This window comes from Diaminobutyricimonas sp. LJ205 (genome assembly GCF_009755725.1).
Classification (GTDB): domain Bacteria; phylum Actinomycetota; class Actinomycetes; order Actinomycetales; family Microbacteriaceae; genus Ruicaihuangia.
Genome location: NZ_CP046619.1, coordinates 479,439 through 496,162, shown reverse-complemented (window position 1 = coordinate 496,162; position 16,724 = coordinate 479,439). Strand labels below are relative to the sequence as shown.

15 protein-coding genes are annotated in these 16,724 nt (G+C 60.3%); 2 read left to right on the top strand and 13 right to left on the bottom strand.

The annotated features are described in order from the left end of the window. Nucleotides 1–575: 575 nt before the first annotated feature. Both GO591_RS02395 and GO591_RS16060 read left to right on the top strand, forming a co-directional pair. Nucleotides 576–1,829 (top strand): nucleotide sugar dehydrogenase, encoded by a 1,254-nt coding sequence (locus tag GO591_RS02395; protein WP_157155342.1) that lies wholly within the window; start codon nucleotides 576–578, stop codon nucleotides 1,827–1,829. 10 nt (nucleotides 1,830–1,839) lie between these two features. Continuing rightward, nucleotides 1,840–2,388 carry an acyltransferase gene (locus GO591_RS16060; RefSeq protein WP_157155341.1) on the top strand — a complete coding sequence of 183 codons (549 nt, stop codon included), beginning with the start codon at nucleotides 1,840–1,842 and terminating at the stop codon, nucleotides 2,386–2,388. A gap of 186 nt (nucleotides 2,389–2,574) precedes the next feature. Here GO591_RS16060 and GO591_RS02385 read toward each other — a convergent pair whose 3' ends face one another. From GO591_RS02385 to GO591_RS02330, 13 genes are all read right to left on the bottom strand, one after another. After that, the gene (locus GO591_RS02385) at nucleotides 2,575–3,774 is read right to left on the bottom strand and encodes a lipopolysaccharide biosynthesis protein (protein WP_157155340.1); all 1,200 of its coding nucleotides are present in this window, start codon (nucleotides 3,772–3,774) and stop codon (nucleotides 2,575–2,577) included. Between the two features lie 58 nt (nucleotides 3,775–3,832). After that, nucleotides 3,833–5,215, bottom strand: a complete 1,383-nt coding sequence (locus GO591_RS02380; protein WP_157155339.1) for an O-antigen polymerase — start codon at nucleotides 5,213–5,215, stop codon at nucleotides 3,833–3,835. A gap of 7 nt (nucleotides 5,216–5,222) precedes the next feature. Further along, on the bottom strand, nucleotides 5,223–6,275 hold the full coding sequence (locus GO591_RS02375) for a glycosyltransferase (RefSeq protein WP_370455328.1): 1,053 nt from the start codon (nucleotides 6,273–6,275) through the stop codon (nucleotides 5,223–5,225). A 107-nt stretch (nucleotides 6,276–6,382) separates the two neighbouring features. Further along, nucleotides 6,383–7,591 carry a glycosyltransferase gene (locus tag GO591_RS02370; protein ID WP_157155337.1) on the bottom strand — a complete coding sequence of 403 codons (1,209 nt, stop codon included), beginning with the start codon at nucleotides 7,589–7,591 and terminating at the stop codon, nucleotides 6,383–6,385. After that, nucleotides 7,588–8,772 (bottom strand): glycosyltransferase family 4 protein, encoded by a 1,185-nt coding sequence (locus tag GO591_RS02365; RefSeq protein WP_198295529.1) that lies wholly within the window; start codon nucleotides 8,770–8,772, stop codon nucleotides 7,588–7,590. Before GO591_RS02365 ends, GO591_RS02370 begins: the two co-directional genes overlap by 4 nt. After that, nucleotides 8,765–9,706, bottom strand: a complete 942-nt coding sequence (locus GO591_RS02360; RefSeq protein ID WP_157155335.1) for an NAD-dependent epimerase/dehydratase family protein — start codon at nucleotides 9,704–9,706, stop codon at nucleotides 8,765–8,767. The genes GO591_RS02365 and GO591_RS02360 overlap by 8 nt, the downstream gene beginning before the upstream one ends. After that, entirely contained in the window at nucleotides 9,703–10,668 is a 966-nt protein-coding gene (locus GO591_RS02355) for an NAD-dependent epimerase/dehydratase family protein (protein WP_157155334.1), read from the bottom strand. The genes GO591_RS02360 and GO591_RS02355 overlap by 4 nt, the downstream gene beginning before the upstream one ends. After that, on the bottom strand, nucleotides 10,665–11,684 hold the full coding sequence (locus GO591_RS02350; protein ID WP_157155333.1) for an MraY family glycosyltransferase: 1,020 nt from the start codon (nucleotides 11,682–11,684) through the stop codon (nucleotides 10,665–10,667). Before GO591_RS02350 ends, GO591_RS02355 begins: the two co-directional genes overlap by 4 nt. After that, complete coding sequence (locus GO591_RS15845; RefSeq protein ID WP_232466246.1) at nucleotides 11,681–12,808, bottom strand: UDP-N-acetylglucosamine 4,6-dehydratase family protein; 1,128 nt, start codon at nucleotides 12,806–12,808, stop codon at nucleotides 11,681–11,683. Before GO591_RS15845 ends, GO591_RS02350 begins: the two co-directional genes overlap by 4 nt. 26 nt (nucleotides 12,809–12,834) lie before the next feature. Then, entirely contained in the window at nucleotides 12,835–13,527 is a 693-nt protein-coding gene (locus GO591_RS15840; protein WP_232466245.1) for a nucleoside-diphosphate sugar epimerase/dehydratase, read from the bottom strand. Then, the gene (locus tag GO591_RS02340; protein WP_157155332.1) at nucleotides 13,518–14,480 is read right to left on the bottom strand and encodes a hypothetical protein; all 963 of its coding nucleotides are present in this window, start codon (nucleotides 14,478–14,480) and stop codon (nucleotides 13,518–13,520) included. The genes GO591_RS15840 and GO591_RS02340 overlap by 10 nt, the downstream gene beginning before the upstream one ends. A 32-nt stretch (nucleotides 14,481–14,512) precedes the next feature. Further along, nucleotides 14,513–15,121, bottom strand: a complete 609-nt coding sequence (locus GO591_RS02335) for an arsenate reductase/protein-tyrosine-phosphatase family protein (protein ID WP_232466244.1) — start codon at nucleotides 15,119–15,121, stop codon at nucleotides 14,513–14,515. Then, the gene (locus GO591_RS02330; protein ID WP_157155331.1) at nucleotides 15,118–16,551 is read right to left on the bottom strand and encodes a tyrosine-protein kinase domain-containing protein; all 1,434 of its coding nucleotides are present in this window, start codon (nucleotides 16,549–16,551) and stop codon (nucleotides 15,118–15,120) included. Before GO591_RS02330 ends, GO591_RS02335 begins: the two co-directional genes overlap by 4 nt. Between the last annotated feature and the right edge of the window lie 173 nt (nucleotides 16,552–16,724).

Genomic DNA, 16,724 nt, shown 5'->3' with positions numbered 1-16,724 from the left:
CCCGTTCGCGAGCCGGAGCCCAACGAGACTGTCGCCCCGCCAGCTACTCAGGCACCTACAGTCGAGTCGCCACGCACCAGAACGCGCCCCGGAGGAATGGTACGAGTATCTCCGTCACCTACGCCTTCGGCGATGCCGGAGCCTGCAGAAAGCACGGCTCCACTGCCCACTCCAAGTGTCACGATGGAGCCAACGCCGAGTTCAGCCCCTGAGCCGGCGACCTTCACATGGGACACCGACTTCAGCAACGAGGAAGGAGACTCGGGCCCGCCCCTGCTCGCGTTGGTTGCGCTCGGCAGCAGCTTGGTTCTAGCGCTGCTGCTTGGCCTCGGAGCATTTATCTATAGGACCAGACTCACTAATCGATTGCCTCGTAACCCGTTTCGCCGATGAACGATTGCCTACTGCTTGACCGCGACGCAGTCGAGCACGGCATCGGTCACAGGTGTCAAGTTGGAAACGATCTCACCCCAATATCAGCGTGCGCGGGTTTTGGCATCGGAAGGTGAATTTGATCCGTTAGGGTTTTTTGGGGAGCGCTCAAGTGTTCCGCATAGGTCTCGAATGGATATTAGATGTCAAAGGTCGTTGTCGTTGGTCAGGGCTATGTCGGCCTACCCGTCGCCATGCGGGGAGTGGGTGTGGGCCACACGGTCGTCGGCGTCGACCTTGACCTCCCCCGAGTTCAGTCCCTCAAAGCAGGCGAATCTTATGTGGACGACGTCTCGACAGAAACGCTTCGGTCCGCACTCGCATCGGGCAGGTACCTTCCAACCTCGGATTATGCAGACACACATGACTTCGATGTAGCGGTAATAACAGTGCCGACTCCACTCCGGGAAAGCCTTCCCGACTTGTCGTTCATTGAAAGCGCAGCGGCATCTCTGGCGGTCGGCCTTCGGCGCGGAGCTACGGTCATTCTTGAATCCACTACGTATCCAGGCACGACCGAGGAACTCCTTGTGCCGATTCTTGAGTCAGGGTCAGGCCTCATCGCAGGCGATGACTTTCACGTTGGTTACAGCCCCGAACGAATCGACCCGGGAAACAAGACCTGGGGGTTCAAGGAGACTCCAAAGGTTGTGTCCGGGATCGACGCTGATTCTTTGACTTCGGTGAAGGAGTTTTACGACAGCCTGGTTGACCAGACAGTGCCGGTGAGCTCCCCGAAGGAAGCTGAACTGACAAAGCTCCTCGAGAACACATTTCGGCACGTAAACATTGCGCTGGTTAATGAGCTCGCCATTTTCGCAAATCAGCTCGGGGTGAATGTCTGGGAGTCCATCGACGCCGCGTCCACTAAGCCGTTTGGGTTCATGCGATTCACTCCCGGCCCAGGGGTTGGCGGACATTGCCTGCCTGTGGATCCGAGTTACTTGTCCTGGCAAGTGCGCCGAAAGCTCGGGCAGAACTTCCGATTTGTCGAACTCGCTAATGATGTCAACGACCACATGCCCGATTACGTTGTCCAACGCCTGATGACGATGCTGAATACGCAGGGGCGAGCGCTCAACGGCGCAACCGTGTTCGTGGCTGGTCTCGCTTACAAACGAGACACGGGAGACATCCGGGAGTCCCCCTCGCTGCGATTGATCGAATTGCTGCACGAGTACGGTGCAACGGTGCGGGCGGCTGACAGCCACGTTGAAGTGGAGCGCTGGCCAGCAGGCGTCGAACGGATCGACATGACGCTCGCAAATGTCAACGACGCTGACATCGCGGTGCTCGTAACCGACCATTCAGACCTCAACTTGGACGTCCTTCGAGACACGACAACACCCGTACTCGACACGAAGAACGCATTGGGCGGCAACGCCCAGCGGCTATAACGACTTGCGTATGAAGCTCACAGCTCGACGCGTGTCGGACAAGCTACTGGAATGGGCGTTCAACGGCGTAGTCTCCCGCCTGCCTAATCGCGCTCTCGGAAAATCTCGTATCGTCATGCTTCGGGCCATGGGCGCCCAAATAGGGCACGGCGTGAAAGTAAGCCGCAAGGTGAAGGTACTAGGGGCGCGATACCTCACGATCGAGAGCGGGAGCGCCATAGCGCATTCTGTGGTTCTCGATGCGCGTGGTCAGCTCGTGATCCGGAGTGGAGCCCTGATCGGATTTGAGTCCGTGCTGCTCACCTACACCCATGCATGGCCCGACCCCACTCGTCCCGTACACACGCAAGGCGTTAGCTCCGCGCCCGTCGAGATTGGGGCGCTGAGCTGGTTAGGCGCTCGTTCGTTCGTTCTGCCTGGCGTCACCGTCGGTGACTCTTCTGTGGTGGGCGCTGGCTCTGTCGTAACAAAGTCCATCCCCCCCATGAAGGTAAGCGCTGGAGTACCTGCACGCGTCGTCAGTGATCGCACAAGCCGAAGAGAACAAACAGGCGAGTGACAGACAAGGCGCGAGAGCACGTGTGAACCCTGCAAGCAAGCGCCGCTCGCGCTTTAGACTCGGCGACCGGGTTGCACTTAGATCAGCGCGCACTTGCCGCATCCACAAAACCGCAGATCGGGGGTCTGCGCTTCATCGCTGAGAAGGCCAGACGGACGCTTCGCACGAATCTGACGAAATACACGGTTACCCGGCAGAGTTTCCTCGGTTAGATCTACCGGCCCTATCTGCATCGTTTCGAGCATGATGGGCTCCCGACAGGAGAAAAGCTAACGAGGCGAGCGACATCGTTCCGTACGCCGCCACGCTCGCCCATGCAGCTCCGCTTGCACCCAACGGAGGAATGAGAAATGGGCAGAGCGCCAGAAGCACAATCGCGCCGACTGTGCCAGAAACGCTCGCACCCAAGCGGCTTCCACCTCCCGCTAGGACGCGTGAAACCACGAGAAAAGGCGCGAGCGCTAGCTCTGCGAGTAGCAACACCCGGAACGCGTCAACGGCGGTGCCAAATTCGGAACCATACACGAAAGGAATCAGCCAACCTCCCGCCACCCAACCCAGCCCGGCTACCGGAATAAGGATTGACTCAAGAATGAGGACACGTCGTAGAGTGACGCGCACATGTTGCGCTGAGCTTGCAACGTCGTGCATCGACACTTGACCGAGCGCGTTCGCGGGTAACCGCAGGATGGCAGCCGGCGTTGTGGCAACCGCGTAATGACCCACTGAGTCTGGTGTTGACAGCGCGCCGAGCAGAATGGTGTCAGCACGATATGTGAGACTCTGGCCCAGGTTAAGACCGAGCAGCCTCGCACCATTAGTAAGGAGCGCCCACTGCCCGCCTCGCGTGCGACCGGGAGTTCTTGTGCGCGCTACCGCGCTCATCGCGAGCGCAACTTGCACCACGACTGACACCGCATAGCAGTAGATCATCGCGACAAGCCCAAGCTCAAGAATCGTTGCCAATACGACAAGCACCATGCAAACGATTGATCCGAGCGCGTTTGTGCGTGCCGCTGCAGAAACCCAACCGTGGGCATTCATCAAATCCAGGAGCTGGTTTGACAAAAAATACGACACCCCGAAGCAGAAAAATGCGACTGCAACCGCCGGATCGGCGAACTCCGAGTCAATGATTCCTGCCAGCAGGATTAGCGCGCCGAGGAGTATCACCATTAAAGGGACGAGCAGCTTCAGCGATAGCCGTTCGTACCCTCTCTGTGAGACTCCCTCCGCCCCTCGCGGAAGCAACCGGCGAACGGATACGTTTGTTCCTGCGGCGCCAACGAGCACACAGAGCCCGGCAACCGAAACCGCAAGCGCCAACGTGCCGCGATCCTCCGGCCCCAGCGTTCGGGCGGTGAGAATCCCAGTTACAGCAGACACTGCGACCGCCAAAGCACCCCAGCTCGCCGTCGCCGCCGTCCGCCCTCCCACAAGCCGTCTAATTCTCATTTGGACCGCTCGGTACTGAAGCCCGCCTCTGGCCGGACACCACCACGACTAGCGCAACGAACCCCAGGGCAACAACTGTCATAGGTACTACAGGAACAAAGGAGTTTCGAATGTGATTAAAGAGCGGCACCGCCAGGCAGACATAGACCGCGATTTGCGTCGCGCTGAGAGGTCCCGATGAGAAGTGCCCGAAAAGCCATCCAAGAAGCCCCATTCCTACGATCACACCGATAACCCCAAAGTTGTGGTACGCCTCCGCTGCTGTCGATCCGCCGATCGCCCCAGCCCGGTTCATGATTTCGGCATTGAATAGTCGAAAGTCCATCGATGCTGGCAGGCGGGCCGCCGGATCAAACACCGATTCGAGGGCTCTCGCAATGGTGACCACGTAGGTCTCTCCCATGCGAAAGGGTTCTCCGAGTTGGTGATGCCAATCCACCACGGTCGCCACTACACGCAACGACGACCCGAGTTCTCCTAAAGCAGCCAGGGGGCTCGCCTGTGCCCAGTCAAAATCAGCGTTTGAGATACCCACCTGGCGAATTTGCTTGGCGCCATTGACCACAGTGAGAACGATTATAAGGAACAGAATCGTCAGGGCCCCGTTCGGCATTCTTCGCCTCATCGCCAGTACTGTGGCCCCGACGGCCAGAGGAAACAACACTTCTCCACGCAGCCCGATGAAGAATGCTATGAAAGCAAAGCCGAGAAAACAGAAGAGCCCCGCTTTGCTCAGGACAGTATCCGCACGTGCTACCAACGTGAGCCCCAGGCCCACGCCGATTGCGTAGTAAATGTCGTCCACGCTCGTCGAACTAGTTGCCCGGAGATATTGACTGTACGAGCCAAACAGAATTCCCACTCCGCCAGCGCCGACCGACAGCAGGAACCACCAGGCTACGGACCCGATGAGCAATACGGCCCCCCAACGGGAGTATGCCCGTCCGGTCACCACGAAGGATCGTGGTTCCCGCGGCACGCTAATATGCCTTCGGGTGTGGGCACGCAACGTAACGGCCAGGGTGTAGGCAACCATTCCCCACATTGACAGCTGAAGGGCGAAGGCGCCCGAGATGCCATAGAACCAGAGATAGTCTTCTGCGCGAGGAAGACGAGGGTCAATGTCCAGCAGCCAGAATGGCGCTAGGCCCAAATGGAACAGGGCTAGCACTAAGAGAAAGATCGAGGCCGGCGACCAGAAGGACCCCGGCAAGATTCTTGAAAATGTAAGTATCGCGGCACCCGCGATGACAAGACTCTCGGCCGCCAGGATCGCGTTGGTTGGTTGTGCCGCAAAAGATTGAAACAGCATGAGGAATGCGATGGCGACCCAACCAACGAGGTGGAACGCCGTCGGTTGCTTTGGGAGCATGTTCGACTCAGTTCTCATACGACTCCCCGCCCCTTGAAAGCGCGGTCCGGTTCGACAGTCCCCATAAGTCAAGGAAGTTCGCTAGCGCCACATCCATGGTGAACGGGCCGACATCAAATCCATTGCGAATCGCCTCGCGATCTGCGAACTTGGCGGAGACAAGAGCGGCGGCCCAGTCTTCATCCCTAGCTTCTAGCGGCACCACGGTCACTCCCGGCACCGATTCGCGGATCCATTCCACGCCGGGAAGCGCGCTTGATACGACAGGAGTTCCGCAAGCGAGCGACTCCAATACAACTCCAGGCAATCCCTCACGGACTGACGTGACAAGCAATACGTCCGCGGCGTAGAGGTATGAGGGAACGTCGGATGAATCGCCTACAACGCGCAGATACGGCCCCACTACCTCATTCGCGACTTCGTGAATGGTCGCCCGCACGTCCTCATTGATATCACCCACAAGGTCCATCGAGGCCGGATGTTCGCGCGCGAGTGCCGCCCATATTCGTACAGCGCGGGCCCTGTTCTTGTCGGGATCCACCCGGCCGACGTTCGCAACGCGTATGAGGGCATCGTCGCGCCGAACCAGGCTAGATCCTTTTGCCCCTTTCTCCCTGATCTCGCCCGCGTCTATTCCGTTGGGAATAACCCTGCAGCGAGGGTCAGACCTCCACCTCGCGCGCCAACCACTCGATAGCGAACCAGGGCTGACACCTACGATATCTGTCGCGAACATACCAACTGCGGCCCGAGATGCCGCCAGCCGGACACTCTTGGCGAGGGTCCGACGCCCACCAACTGTGTCACTCCGAAAGTGAACCACCCTCTTGCGAACCCCGGCGAGCACGGCCGCCAACAAGGGCAGGGCAGATGCAGCTCCAAGGTGGATGTGAGCGACACGGATGTTCCGATCACGCATAAGGCGAGCTAGCCTCATTATGGACCGAATGCTCTGACGGCAGCGGAAGACTGAGTGCCCACCTTCTATTAGCCGGGGTTCGAGGGAGCCACCTTCGCCAGATAACGCTACGAAATCGAACGAGTATTCAGACTTTTCCACCAGCTCGATGGTTCGGAGTTCTGCGCCGCCCTGATTGAGCCGACTGAAAAAGTGGGTCACATGGCTTCGCTCCCGCGGAGTCGGTGCGTCCTGAGATCCTGTATGGCTCACGAGGGCTTCGGACCCTGCGAAACGTCCAGCAGGAATGCCGACAGCAGACGGTCGCCCGAGAACGAGTCCGCAATCTCACGTGCTCTAAGCATGCTTTCGGCAGCCAGTCTTGTGAGAGATCTCTGATCGTCAACGAGTCGCTGAATGAGGTCCGCGAGTTCGTTGGCATCGCCCGGGGTAAAAAGTGATTCGTGCGGCAGTAGCTCCGGAATACCGCCTACCCGCGACCCAATACACACGATTCCCGTCGCCATTGCCTCGATAAGGACACGCGGAAGGCCCTCGGTCAGGGAAGGCATCGCGAAGAGATCGGCTTTCAGAATCTCATTTCGAACATCATCGGCGGTCGCAAGATGACCCGTGAAGGTAATGCCATGCGACCCAACCTTGGCTCTCGCCCGGCTGATCAGGTTTTCGTGATACTTCCCGCCACCGACGATCACACACTCCACATCGATCCCGCGGTTTCGTAGGATCGCCGTGGCGTCTATCAGCGTGTGATGCCCTTTGTACTCCTGATCCTGGCTGCCTGCCGTCAGGATGCGAACCGGGGAGCCGAGAGGATGCGCTTGATAGTCACGGGATCGGTCAGCAAAGCTCGCCTCTGACAACTCCACATTCGATCTGACGAGTGTGTGCGCGCTAGGGGCGGCAGGGTATTTCGCTTGGAGAGTCCGCCGCGTCACGTAAATCACGGCATCCGATTGGGACACATCATGGGCAAGTGCCTTCTTGGCGATTGGAGCCAACAGTCGACCAAACCGCCCCCCAGCGCCCGCTTTGAGGACCTCTTCGGGGTCACCGACTATCTGGGCGACGAAGGGCGCCCCCAGCTGGCGGGCACGCTGCCTAACCATGCTCCCCAAGACGCTTGGGAAACGCGCCGCATACAAAGCGTCTGGATCGTCGAGAGCGCGCTTCAGAAATCGGCGAACGGTTGGCATCCTAATTACTATCTGCCGCGCACCGTGAAAAAACGGGACGGCGAGGACGCGCACACCGGGACCTTCTACGAGCGTCCCACCGTCCTGACGAATATTCGAGACACGTCCGATGATAATCACTTCAGCGGCCGCTTGGAGGTACGGGCGCCAAGCGTCGTAGCGTGCGTAGCCGAAGTTCGTTCGAATGCGTCCCTCGTTGTCACGGTGAAACCGAGTTTGCACCGCGAAGTAGATTCGGCGTGCCTTGCCGGTTGAACTCATGGGCGATCCCCGACCGGAGCGATGCTCTTGATCGCGCCGATTTCGGCATCTAGGTCATCCGCGTACAACGTCTGCACGGTCTGGCGATCGAAGTTAACTCGCACCCACTCCCGGCCAGTTTTGCCCATCCGGTGGGCCACTTCAGGTGATCTGATGAGTCGATCGATCGCGCCGGCGAGCATCGGAGGACTCGATACAGGGACGAGGATTCCTGTCTGACCGTCGACGACGGCATCCACAATTCCGGTGGCCCGGGAAGCGATCACAGGAACCTCCATTGCTGAAGCCTCGATCACGACGTTCCCGAACCCCTCGCGGTGGCTCGGCAGACAGAATATGTCCATCAGGGCGAAGTAGATCGCCGGATCGGTCACATGACCAGCGAGCGCGACGGGGATCTGCAGAGATTCAAGCGCCTTCACTGCTGCTCGCCCGGATTCATCATCCACGCCGCCCACGATGAGAAGTTGAAGCGGGGTGCCGTTTTCGTTTACCAAGCGCGCCGCGTCGACCAAGTCGAATAGGCCTTTGTCGCGAGTGAGACGGCCGACATAGCCTATGGTCGTAGCCTCCGGTGCTAAGCCCAGTTCCCTTCGGAGGTTCTCCACCTCCGCGACCGAGTACCGTGCCGGATCGAACGAATCAAGATCGACCCCGTTGGAACTGCCGGATCCCAAGACCCGAGCCTTCGCAGCCGGTACGAGGCGCAATTCGATCGCACGGCTGCGGAGGCTCTCGCTGATGACCACGACACTGGTTGAACACGTTGCGGCAACACGTTCCATTGTTGCGAGAACGCGTTTTCGCCAGCCGACACTCGTTTCCATTCGCAGCCCTCGTAGGAGATAGATTCGGCGTGGCACGCGCCCAACGGCTGCGGCTACTGACCCAAGAAGCCCGGCCTTGGGAGTGCCAACCGACACGATGTCCGGCCGAATCCGCCTCACGAGTCTGATCCAATGCCAGAGCGCCTGGAAATCGTGCATCAGGCTCGGCTCTCGCCGCATGGAAAGCGGATGAGTGATGACGCCATCTGTCTCGGACAATTTCGAAAGCCGCGGGCCAGGCGTGGCTACGACGTGCACTTCCCAGCCACGCGAGACCAACAGTTCCGGGAAACCATTTAGGAACTGAAGTGAATCGTCAATCGTGACCGCGAGGAGGAGGCGCTTGTTACTCACGATTGCCTTGCGCCTGGAACCAATCAACAGTCGCGGCAAGTCCGACTTCAAGCGGCACAGGCTGAAGGTCGGGAAACAGCTCGCGCAGCAGAGAACCATCGGCCTGCGATGCGTATACGTCTCCAGTGCGCCGCGGGTGGGACTCGAGCTCCAAGGTGTGGCCAAGCTGGCCTTCGAGCAGCCCTATAAGTGTGTTCAGACTGGTATTCGTGCCGAACGCTAGATTGACCGGGCTCTCCGACCCCAGTTGCCGCTCCACTGCGTGGAAGATCGCAGCACACACGGTGTCGACGAATGTGAAATCCCGTGTCTGCGTACCATCGCCGTGGATGGGGAGTGGTTCACCTCGCAACGCATGATCAATGAACTGTGGGACAACTGCGGCGTAGGCGTGTCCCGCCGCCTGACCGGGCCCATAAACATTGAAAAATCTGAAAGCGGTTGTCTTAAGCCCGTAAGAGAAGCCGTATGCGATTGCATATGCCTCGGTCAGGAGTTTCGTTGCCGCATAGGGACTCATCGGACGTGTCCACGCGTCCTCTCGTTTCGGGAGGACCGGATTGCTCCCGTAAACCGAGCTCGAGGATGCCACCACCATGTGCGGCACTCCGACCTGTCGGGCTGCCTCCAGTACGTTCAAGGTTCCGGTGGTATTTGCGTCGTGGGAGCGACGAGGGTCCGCGATGGATCGTGGAACGCTCGGAATCGCTGCGAGATGGACGATCGAGTCCATCCCGACGGCCAGATCCGCGAGTTGAGAGGCATCGAGAATCGTGCCCTTCACGAAGTTGACCCGAAGGCCTTCCAAGTTCTCTTCGAAGCCTGTGCTCAAATCGTCGAGCACTGTCACTTGAGTGTTGGGGTCCTGCGCCAGGAAATACCTCGCAACATTCGACCCGATAAACCCAGCTCCCCCAGTGATGAGGACCTTCAATCCCCTACCTCCTTGCTCATAGCGTTTTCGTACCATGCGACTGTGCGCATGATTCCGTCCTCGAAACTGACCGACGGTTTCCAGAATTTGGATGATGTTGACGAGCCGGGTTCCACCTCGAGCGACCCGATGAGCCTGTCAACCAGATCCGACTTCCGAAGCAGACCTGCCCCGAGGCGCAATATGCCAACTGGGAATGGAAATAGCCTGCTCGGTCTTCCCGCTGCTTCCGCGATTGCTCGGAACAACTCGGGAGTGGACGGGCTGAACGCGTCGCCAGCAAGGACAACCGCTCCGGACGCTCGCTGATCAAGCGACGCTTGCTCCAAAAGGTCAACCAAGTTCCAGACCGACGTCATTGTTCGGCGGTTCTTCACCGAACCCAGGGGCAGCGGTATCCCGCTTCGCACGAGTGCGAGCATCCGGCGGAAATTTCCGCCGACGTCGGGGCCATAAACAAGCGGGGAACGCACAATAGCGACGTCAAGATCACTGCGCTTGGCGAGATCCAGCAGGGCGGTTTCTGCCTCAAGCTTTGACAGACCGTACGGATCGCGCGGGTTTGGGAAGTCGCTCGCTTCGTAACGATGATTCTTCTGGCCTTCGCCGTTGACTTTGATCGTGCTCATGAACACGAACCGTCGAACACCCTGGTCTGCCGCCGCATGCGCAAGCCGCAGGGTGCCGGCGGTGTTTACCGCTCGATGCTCCGCGAGGGGGTCCATCGAGTTGTCTCGCATGACGTGCACGCGGGCTGCGAGGTGAATCACAACGTCGTGTCCAGCCAGCACATCCGTCCAGTCGGTGTCGCCACCGATTCCATCGACGACTACTTCACGATCGACGTGCGACGCCAAACCAGTTCGCCGAACGACCGCTGTGACCTCATGGCCACGGTGCTTCAAGTGTTCGAGCAGGTGACGGCCAACGAAGCCGCTTGCTCCAGTCACGAGTGCCTTCATTCGCCCGTCCTCCTCGCTCCTGCAATCTCACGTACTCTACGGCCGAGAACGCTCCCGAGAGCCACGTATGCCAACAAGAGGAGAGCCTGGCTTGCAATCAGAAGCGGTGCGACATCCGGGAATATGACGGTTCCGAGTCCCAATCCACTTAGGCAGACCGCTCCTGCGGATACGATTCCAGCGGTCTGAAGATGCGATAGGCCGATGTCAGTGAGCCTTTGATATATGTGAGTTCGATGAGCCTCATGCCAGCGCTCCCCGTTAGCGACTCGGCGTACGAGCGTTATTCCGGTGTCCGCGATGTAGAGGAGAAGTGGGCTCGCGACCGCAATGAAAGGGAGGCCGTGACTGAGGGCGGCCACGGCGAGAGCGGAAATGCTCCCGCCGAGTAGATAGCTGCCTACGTCTCCGAGGAACATCCGTCTAGGCAGTAGGTTCCAGGGGAGGAAACCGATGAACGCCAATGCGAGCACGGCACCTGCCGCGGTCAACCAAAGGGAGCTTGTCAGGAGCCCGAGCACTGCGTACGTGCCCCCGACAACCGCCGCATGCAGCGTCGAGATGCCGTTGATTCCGTCCATGAAATTCGCAACGTTTATGTATGCGGCGATGGACAGAGCGAATATCGGCAGCAGCAACCAAGTTAGGTCAGACATGCCGATGAGGATGGCCGACCCTGCAAGGCCGATCGTTGCCTGGGCTGTAGCGCGCACGCGCACTGAGGCACCCTTCACATCCTCGATCCACCCGACTATCCCTGAAGCTGCTGCCACTCCAAGACACACGGCAAGCGTGCCCGTCTCAATCGGCGCGGGGCTCGCGACCGTGAAGAGCACGAGGCCGATCGTGAACGCAATTAGCGGCGCTATCCCGCCACCTCTCAGGGCGGGTTGCACATGCGATGATCGCGCATTCGGAATATCCAACATGTGCCGACGCTGTAGGAGCGGACGAACAACTCCTGGAAGCGTCATGCTGAGGAAGAGGACTATGAGCAGGATCACAACGGGGCTCACGCCGTATCTCCTGCTGGCGCCATGGTCTTCATACTTGCGCGACTATCGCCCGGGCGACAGCGCAGCAACCAGCCCACTCTGTCGAGGCGCTCGGGAGTGATGCTTCCGACCCGGGCATGCGAAATCTTCGGGTGGAAAGGCCGTGCAGTCGACTCGTGGTCCCCTACTAGGTCCTCATGCAGCTTCTCCCCTTCACGCAGACCTGTAAAGGTGATTGACACGTCCTTGCCCGACATCGCGATCATTCGCTCGGCGACGTCCAGGATCCGCACCGGCTCCCCCATATCGAGAATGAGCACTTCCCCGGGCCGCCCGATTGCTCCAGCCTGCACCACTAGTTGGCATGCCTCGGGAATCGTCATGAAGAATCGCGTGACATCGGGGTGCGTGACGGTTAGCGGTCCGCCAGCCTCGATCAGGGCAGTAAACGTGGGCAGCATCGAGCCGCGGCTTCCAATGACGTTGCCGAACCGGACAGACACATAATTGAGCCCTGTCTTCTCGGCAGCCCAAGCAGTGAGCTTCTCACCGACTCGCTTCGAGTGGCCGAGCACGCTGGTCGGATTGGCTGCCTTGTCCGTGGAGATGTTCACGAATGTCGTGACACCAACAGCTCTTGCCGCCTGGAGTACATTCAGAGTGCCCAGGACGTTCGTCTTCCAGGCCTCGTCTGGGTACTGTTCGAGCATTGGGAGGTGCTTCAGCGCTGCGGCGTGGAAAACGACCTCCGGACGACGCTCAGTGAAAATCTCCTTGAGGGATTCGATGTCGCGGATATCGGCAAGGACGACGTCCCTGGTGTCAAGCAGCCCGTGGCCGGAAATGGTCAGCTGAGTACTCTGCAGCCCGGTTTCGTCTCGGTCGAGCAAAATGAGTTCCGCCGGGCCGTACTTGCTGATCTGGCGACTCAGTTCTGAACCGATGGAGCCTCCGGCGCCGGTGACGAGCACGCGTTTGCCTTCCAGATAACCCGCGATCTCCTCGACTTGCGTGTTGACCGGATGGCGGCCGATCAGATCCTCAATCGAAACGTCCCTTAGGTCACGGAGACGAGATTTGCCTTCAAGGACGTCCTCCAGCAAAGGGAGCACTTTGACCTGCAGGTGAGCCTCGGGTCGCAGCATCCGAGATCTCGCGCAACAGAGTTGCATCAGCGTGACCGATCGTGACGATTAGCACAGTTGCATTCGTTTCTCGTGCGGCCTTTCGAAGCGTTCCGCGGGACCCGACAACCGGGACGCCGTCCAGATGCACATTGCGTTTGAGCGGGTCGTCGTCGATCAGCCCCACAGGGAACAAAGGGCGAGCGGCGGTCGGTGCGCATGCGACGAACGAGCGTTGATCCGAGGTAGCCGGCGCCATAAATAAGCGCCTTTTGCACGCCATCTTCATGAATTACCGCACGCTCAACGAGCAGTCGTTTCAAGTAGCGCATGGCGCCCATGAAGACGAACGCGAGGGGAGAGGCAATCAGCACCGTACTGCGCGGAACGTCCATTTCTGTACCGAATAACACGGTCGGTACGCCGATGACGCTGGCTGTAAAAAGCACCGCCCAGAAGAGCGAGCGAACCTCGGCGAAACTACCGAACGGGTGACGTCCGCGGTAAAGAAAGAAAATCCACCCGGCGACCAGTTGCGCGATCACCGCAGTAACGCAGACGAACGCCAAAGGTATCCATGCCACTTGGACCACGTCGAACTCGTACCGCATGACCACTGCGACCACCAGCGCAAGCGCCCATGACACACCATCAACGGCGAACTGCGTGCCGAACCGCGAGAACGGCCCCGCCGCGTATAACTCTTGCATTCGCCTTGTTGCGAAGTCGGTCACAGCCATGTGACTCCCCCATCCCCAGAACGGCGGAGCTCATCGCCGGCCCAAATCCATAGCGTGCCGCCAGCCTCAGATAGAGCAAGGTTGCCGGTGATCGTCTCGATTGCCGCCGAGGTAGGCAGGCAGCCGGTTGGCGTTACGGCCGCAGCGTCCGGTGACACCGCAGCAACCTGCACGCCAGCACAACCTGGTGCTCCGACGGCCGCCAGCACATAGCCAGAACTGCTGCGCGCCAGATTTATCGCGCCCGGCACTGCCAGACCTTCCGACCAGGCCTCGGCCGCATTGGTCGTTGTGCGCACCGTGTGATCATCACAGAGCACTGCGGCGGAATTGTCGTCGCGTGCGGCCAACGCGATAACCGTGCACGGGGCCACGAAGTCTCCCTCAGGGCTGTGCACTGTTGCCCGGTTGGCAGGGTTCACAAACCAGGCGCTGGGGAGCTCGGGCGGATACTCCTCGTAGTTGTCGCCGGCGACGTAGGTGCGAATGTAGGCGGGAGAGCAGTCCTCGCGAGTGAGGCCGATCATGGATGCGACTTCAGAGCCGGTGATGCTGATGCTCTGGAGCGCCACGACGCCGGTTGGGCGTGTGGCATTCGTCGCGGTCCAGGTTGCGCCGGCATCGGTCGTGATCTCCGGACGGGCCTCGGTGTCAGGACAGGCCCCTGTGGTGGCACGCCACGCGAGCTCGCCGTTGAGGGCGGTCAGGATGCGGGTGGGGACCACAGCAGGCGGGGTCTCGACGGGCTCAACCGACGGGGTGGGCTCGACCGACGGGGTCGGCGAGACCGACGGCATGGAGGTCTCGGCGGGCTCGACCATCGGAGACATGGTGGGTCGGTTCTCGTTTAGCGCGATAGCGACCAGACCTGCGTCGAAGAGCAGGAACGCCACAAGGCCGGCGATCAGCAAGCGGTGTCGGCGGGCAGTCCGGTTCGGATCCGGACGCTTCATTGGATTTCGGGTAAGACGAGTCATAGCAATGCCTACGGCAACGTGACCGCCGCAACTCGGGCGAACTGGGCGAGCACCGTTTGCACGGCGGGAACCAGCTGCTGGGCGGACGCCTCGTACACACCGTCGGGCTGACGGTAAGGGTCGATGACATCGTCGTCGTCCGGCGACTCCGGCGGCGCAACGAGACCGCGCCGCGATGCCGCCACATCGACGAGCTCGGCAAAGCGTCCCGCGACGTCCGATGAGTCCAACCGGGCCGCGTGCTCGAGTTCCTCAGCGGGGACGTCGGCGATCAGCCGCGCCAACTCGCGCAGGGTGAACGTCTTGCGGGACGCTCGTGGCAGTAGCTCGACGATCGCTCGGCGGTGCTCCCGTGACAGCGCAAGAATCAAATCCGCAGCACGCACGTGCTCGACGGTCAACGCGCGCGCGATGTGGGCCGCAGCATCCGTCGCTCCAAATCGCGACGAGAGCGCCTGCGCTTGGTCTGTCATCGGCTTGCCGACGAGAGCACCAGAGCCTGCGCTCGCAACGCTGACCTCCGACCAGTGGGCCATCCCGGCGCGCAGAAGCTGTTCTGCCAGCGGAGAGCGGCAGATGTTGCCGGTGCACACCGTCAGAATGGTGAATTCGGTCACGCTCGAACCTTTCGGCCGCGCGCGCGGCCCTTGGCCGTTGTGCTGGGTTCTAGCTGCTCGAAGCTGTGCGTGTCGCCGTATCCGTAGGTGCCGTATCCGTAGGAATCGGGCCCCTTGGTCGGCAGCATCGTAATAACGACGCCGAGCAGGCGGCTGCCGATGTGCTCGAGTGAGCGCACGGCGCCGGCGATTTCATTCTTCTTGGTGCGCCCGGATGCCGCGACGAGGATTGCTCCCCCCGCCAACTTGCTGATCACAGCGGCGTCTGTCACCAGCAGCAGCGGCGGGGCGTCGATGATGACGTAGTCGAACTCTTCAGTCAACGTGCCGAGCAGTCTCGCCATATTGGCCGAGCCGAGCAATTCGCTCGGGTTAGGGGGAATCCGGCCGCTGGGCAGCACAAAGAGCATGTTGCGGCCCCACTGCTGCACGACGTCGGCGAGTTCGGCGCGCCCGATCAGAACATCGGTCAGGCCGACAGCGCCCTCGATGCCCATGTACTCGGCAACGCGCGGGAGGCGCAGGTCGCCATCAACCAGCGCGACCTTTGCGCCCGTCTCGGCCAGCGAGATCGCCAGGTTCGCCGAGGTCGTGCTCTTCCCTTCGCCCGGCACCGAGCTGGTGACGACAAAACTGCGGGGGCCGTTGTCGACGTTGAGGAACTGAAGGTTGGTGCGCAGGGTGCGGAACGATTCGGCTCGCGGGCTGCGAGGATCGGCGTGCACAACGAGCGGACGCTTTTTCGCGTCGGGGTCGAAGGTGATCCCGCCCACGATTGGGGTGTCGGTGATCTGCTCGATGTCGTGACTGGAGTGAATGCGCGTGTCGAGCACGGTCCGTAGCACTGCAACGCCGATACCGACTGCCAGGCCGACGAGCAGTCCCAAAGCAAGGTTCATCGGAACGTTGGGGCTTGCGGGACGGGCGGCGGGAAGCGCCGGCTGCACGGTCTCGATCTTGACCAAGCTGGCCGCTTCGCCCTCGGGCTTCTCGAGCACGTTGACCACAACGTCGATGAAGTTCTTGCCGACCGAGTTCGCGATCTCGGCTGCCCGAATCGGATCGTCATCGGTAACGCTCACCTGGATGAGCACCGTGTTCAGCGGCGAACTCGCGCTAACTCTGGAGGCGAGCTGCTGTGACGTCACGTCGAGACCGAGTTCCTCGATCACCGGGTCGAGTACGCGCGCGCTGTTCACAATCGACACATAGGAGGTGACGGCCTGGCGGGCGAAGCTCGTACCCTGCACGAGTTCGGACGTTGCCGACTCGGACCCGGAACGCACGCTGACATACAGCTCTGTGGATGAGACGTACTTCGGCGTCGCGACGATGGATGTTGCAGCTGCTGCCGCAACGCCCAGAAGCGTCGTCGCAACAATCAGAATCCAATTCTTATGCAGGATTCTCAGATAGTCGCGTAATTCCACAGGTAGTTCCCTCAGCTCACCACGCCAGCGTGTCAATGTGATCGGATGTCAATTACGCGGCGCCTTCAATTTTGACACACAGACCATGCTCAGGGTGGCGATATACCCGTTTTATGGGAAGAGACTTGGTTCTACCAATGAAACCCTTGTCGGCGTGTTGGGGGACCCAACTT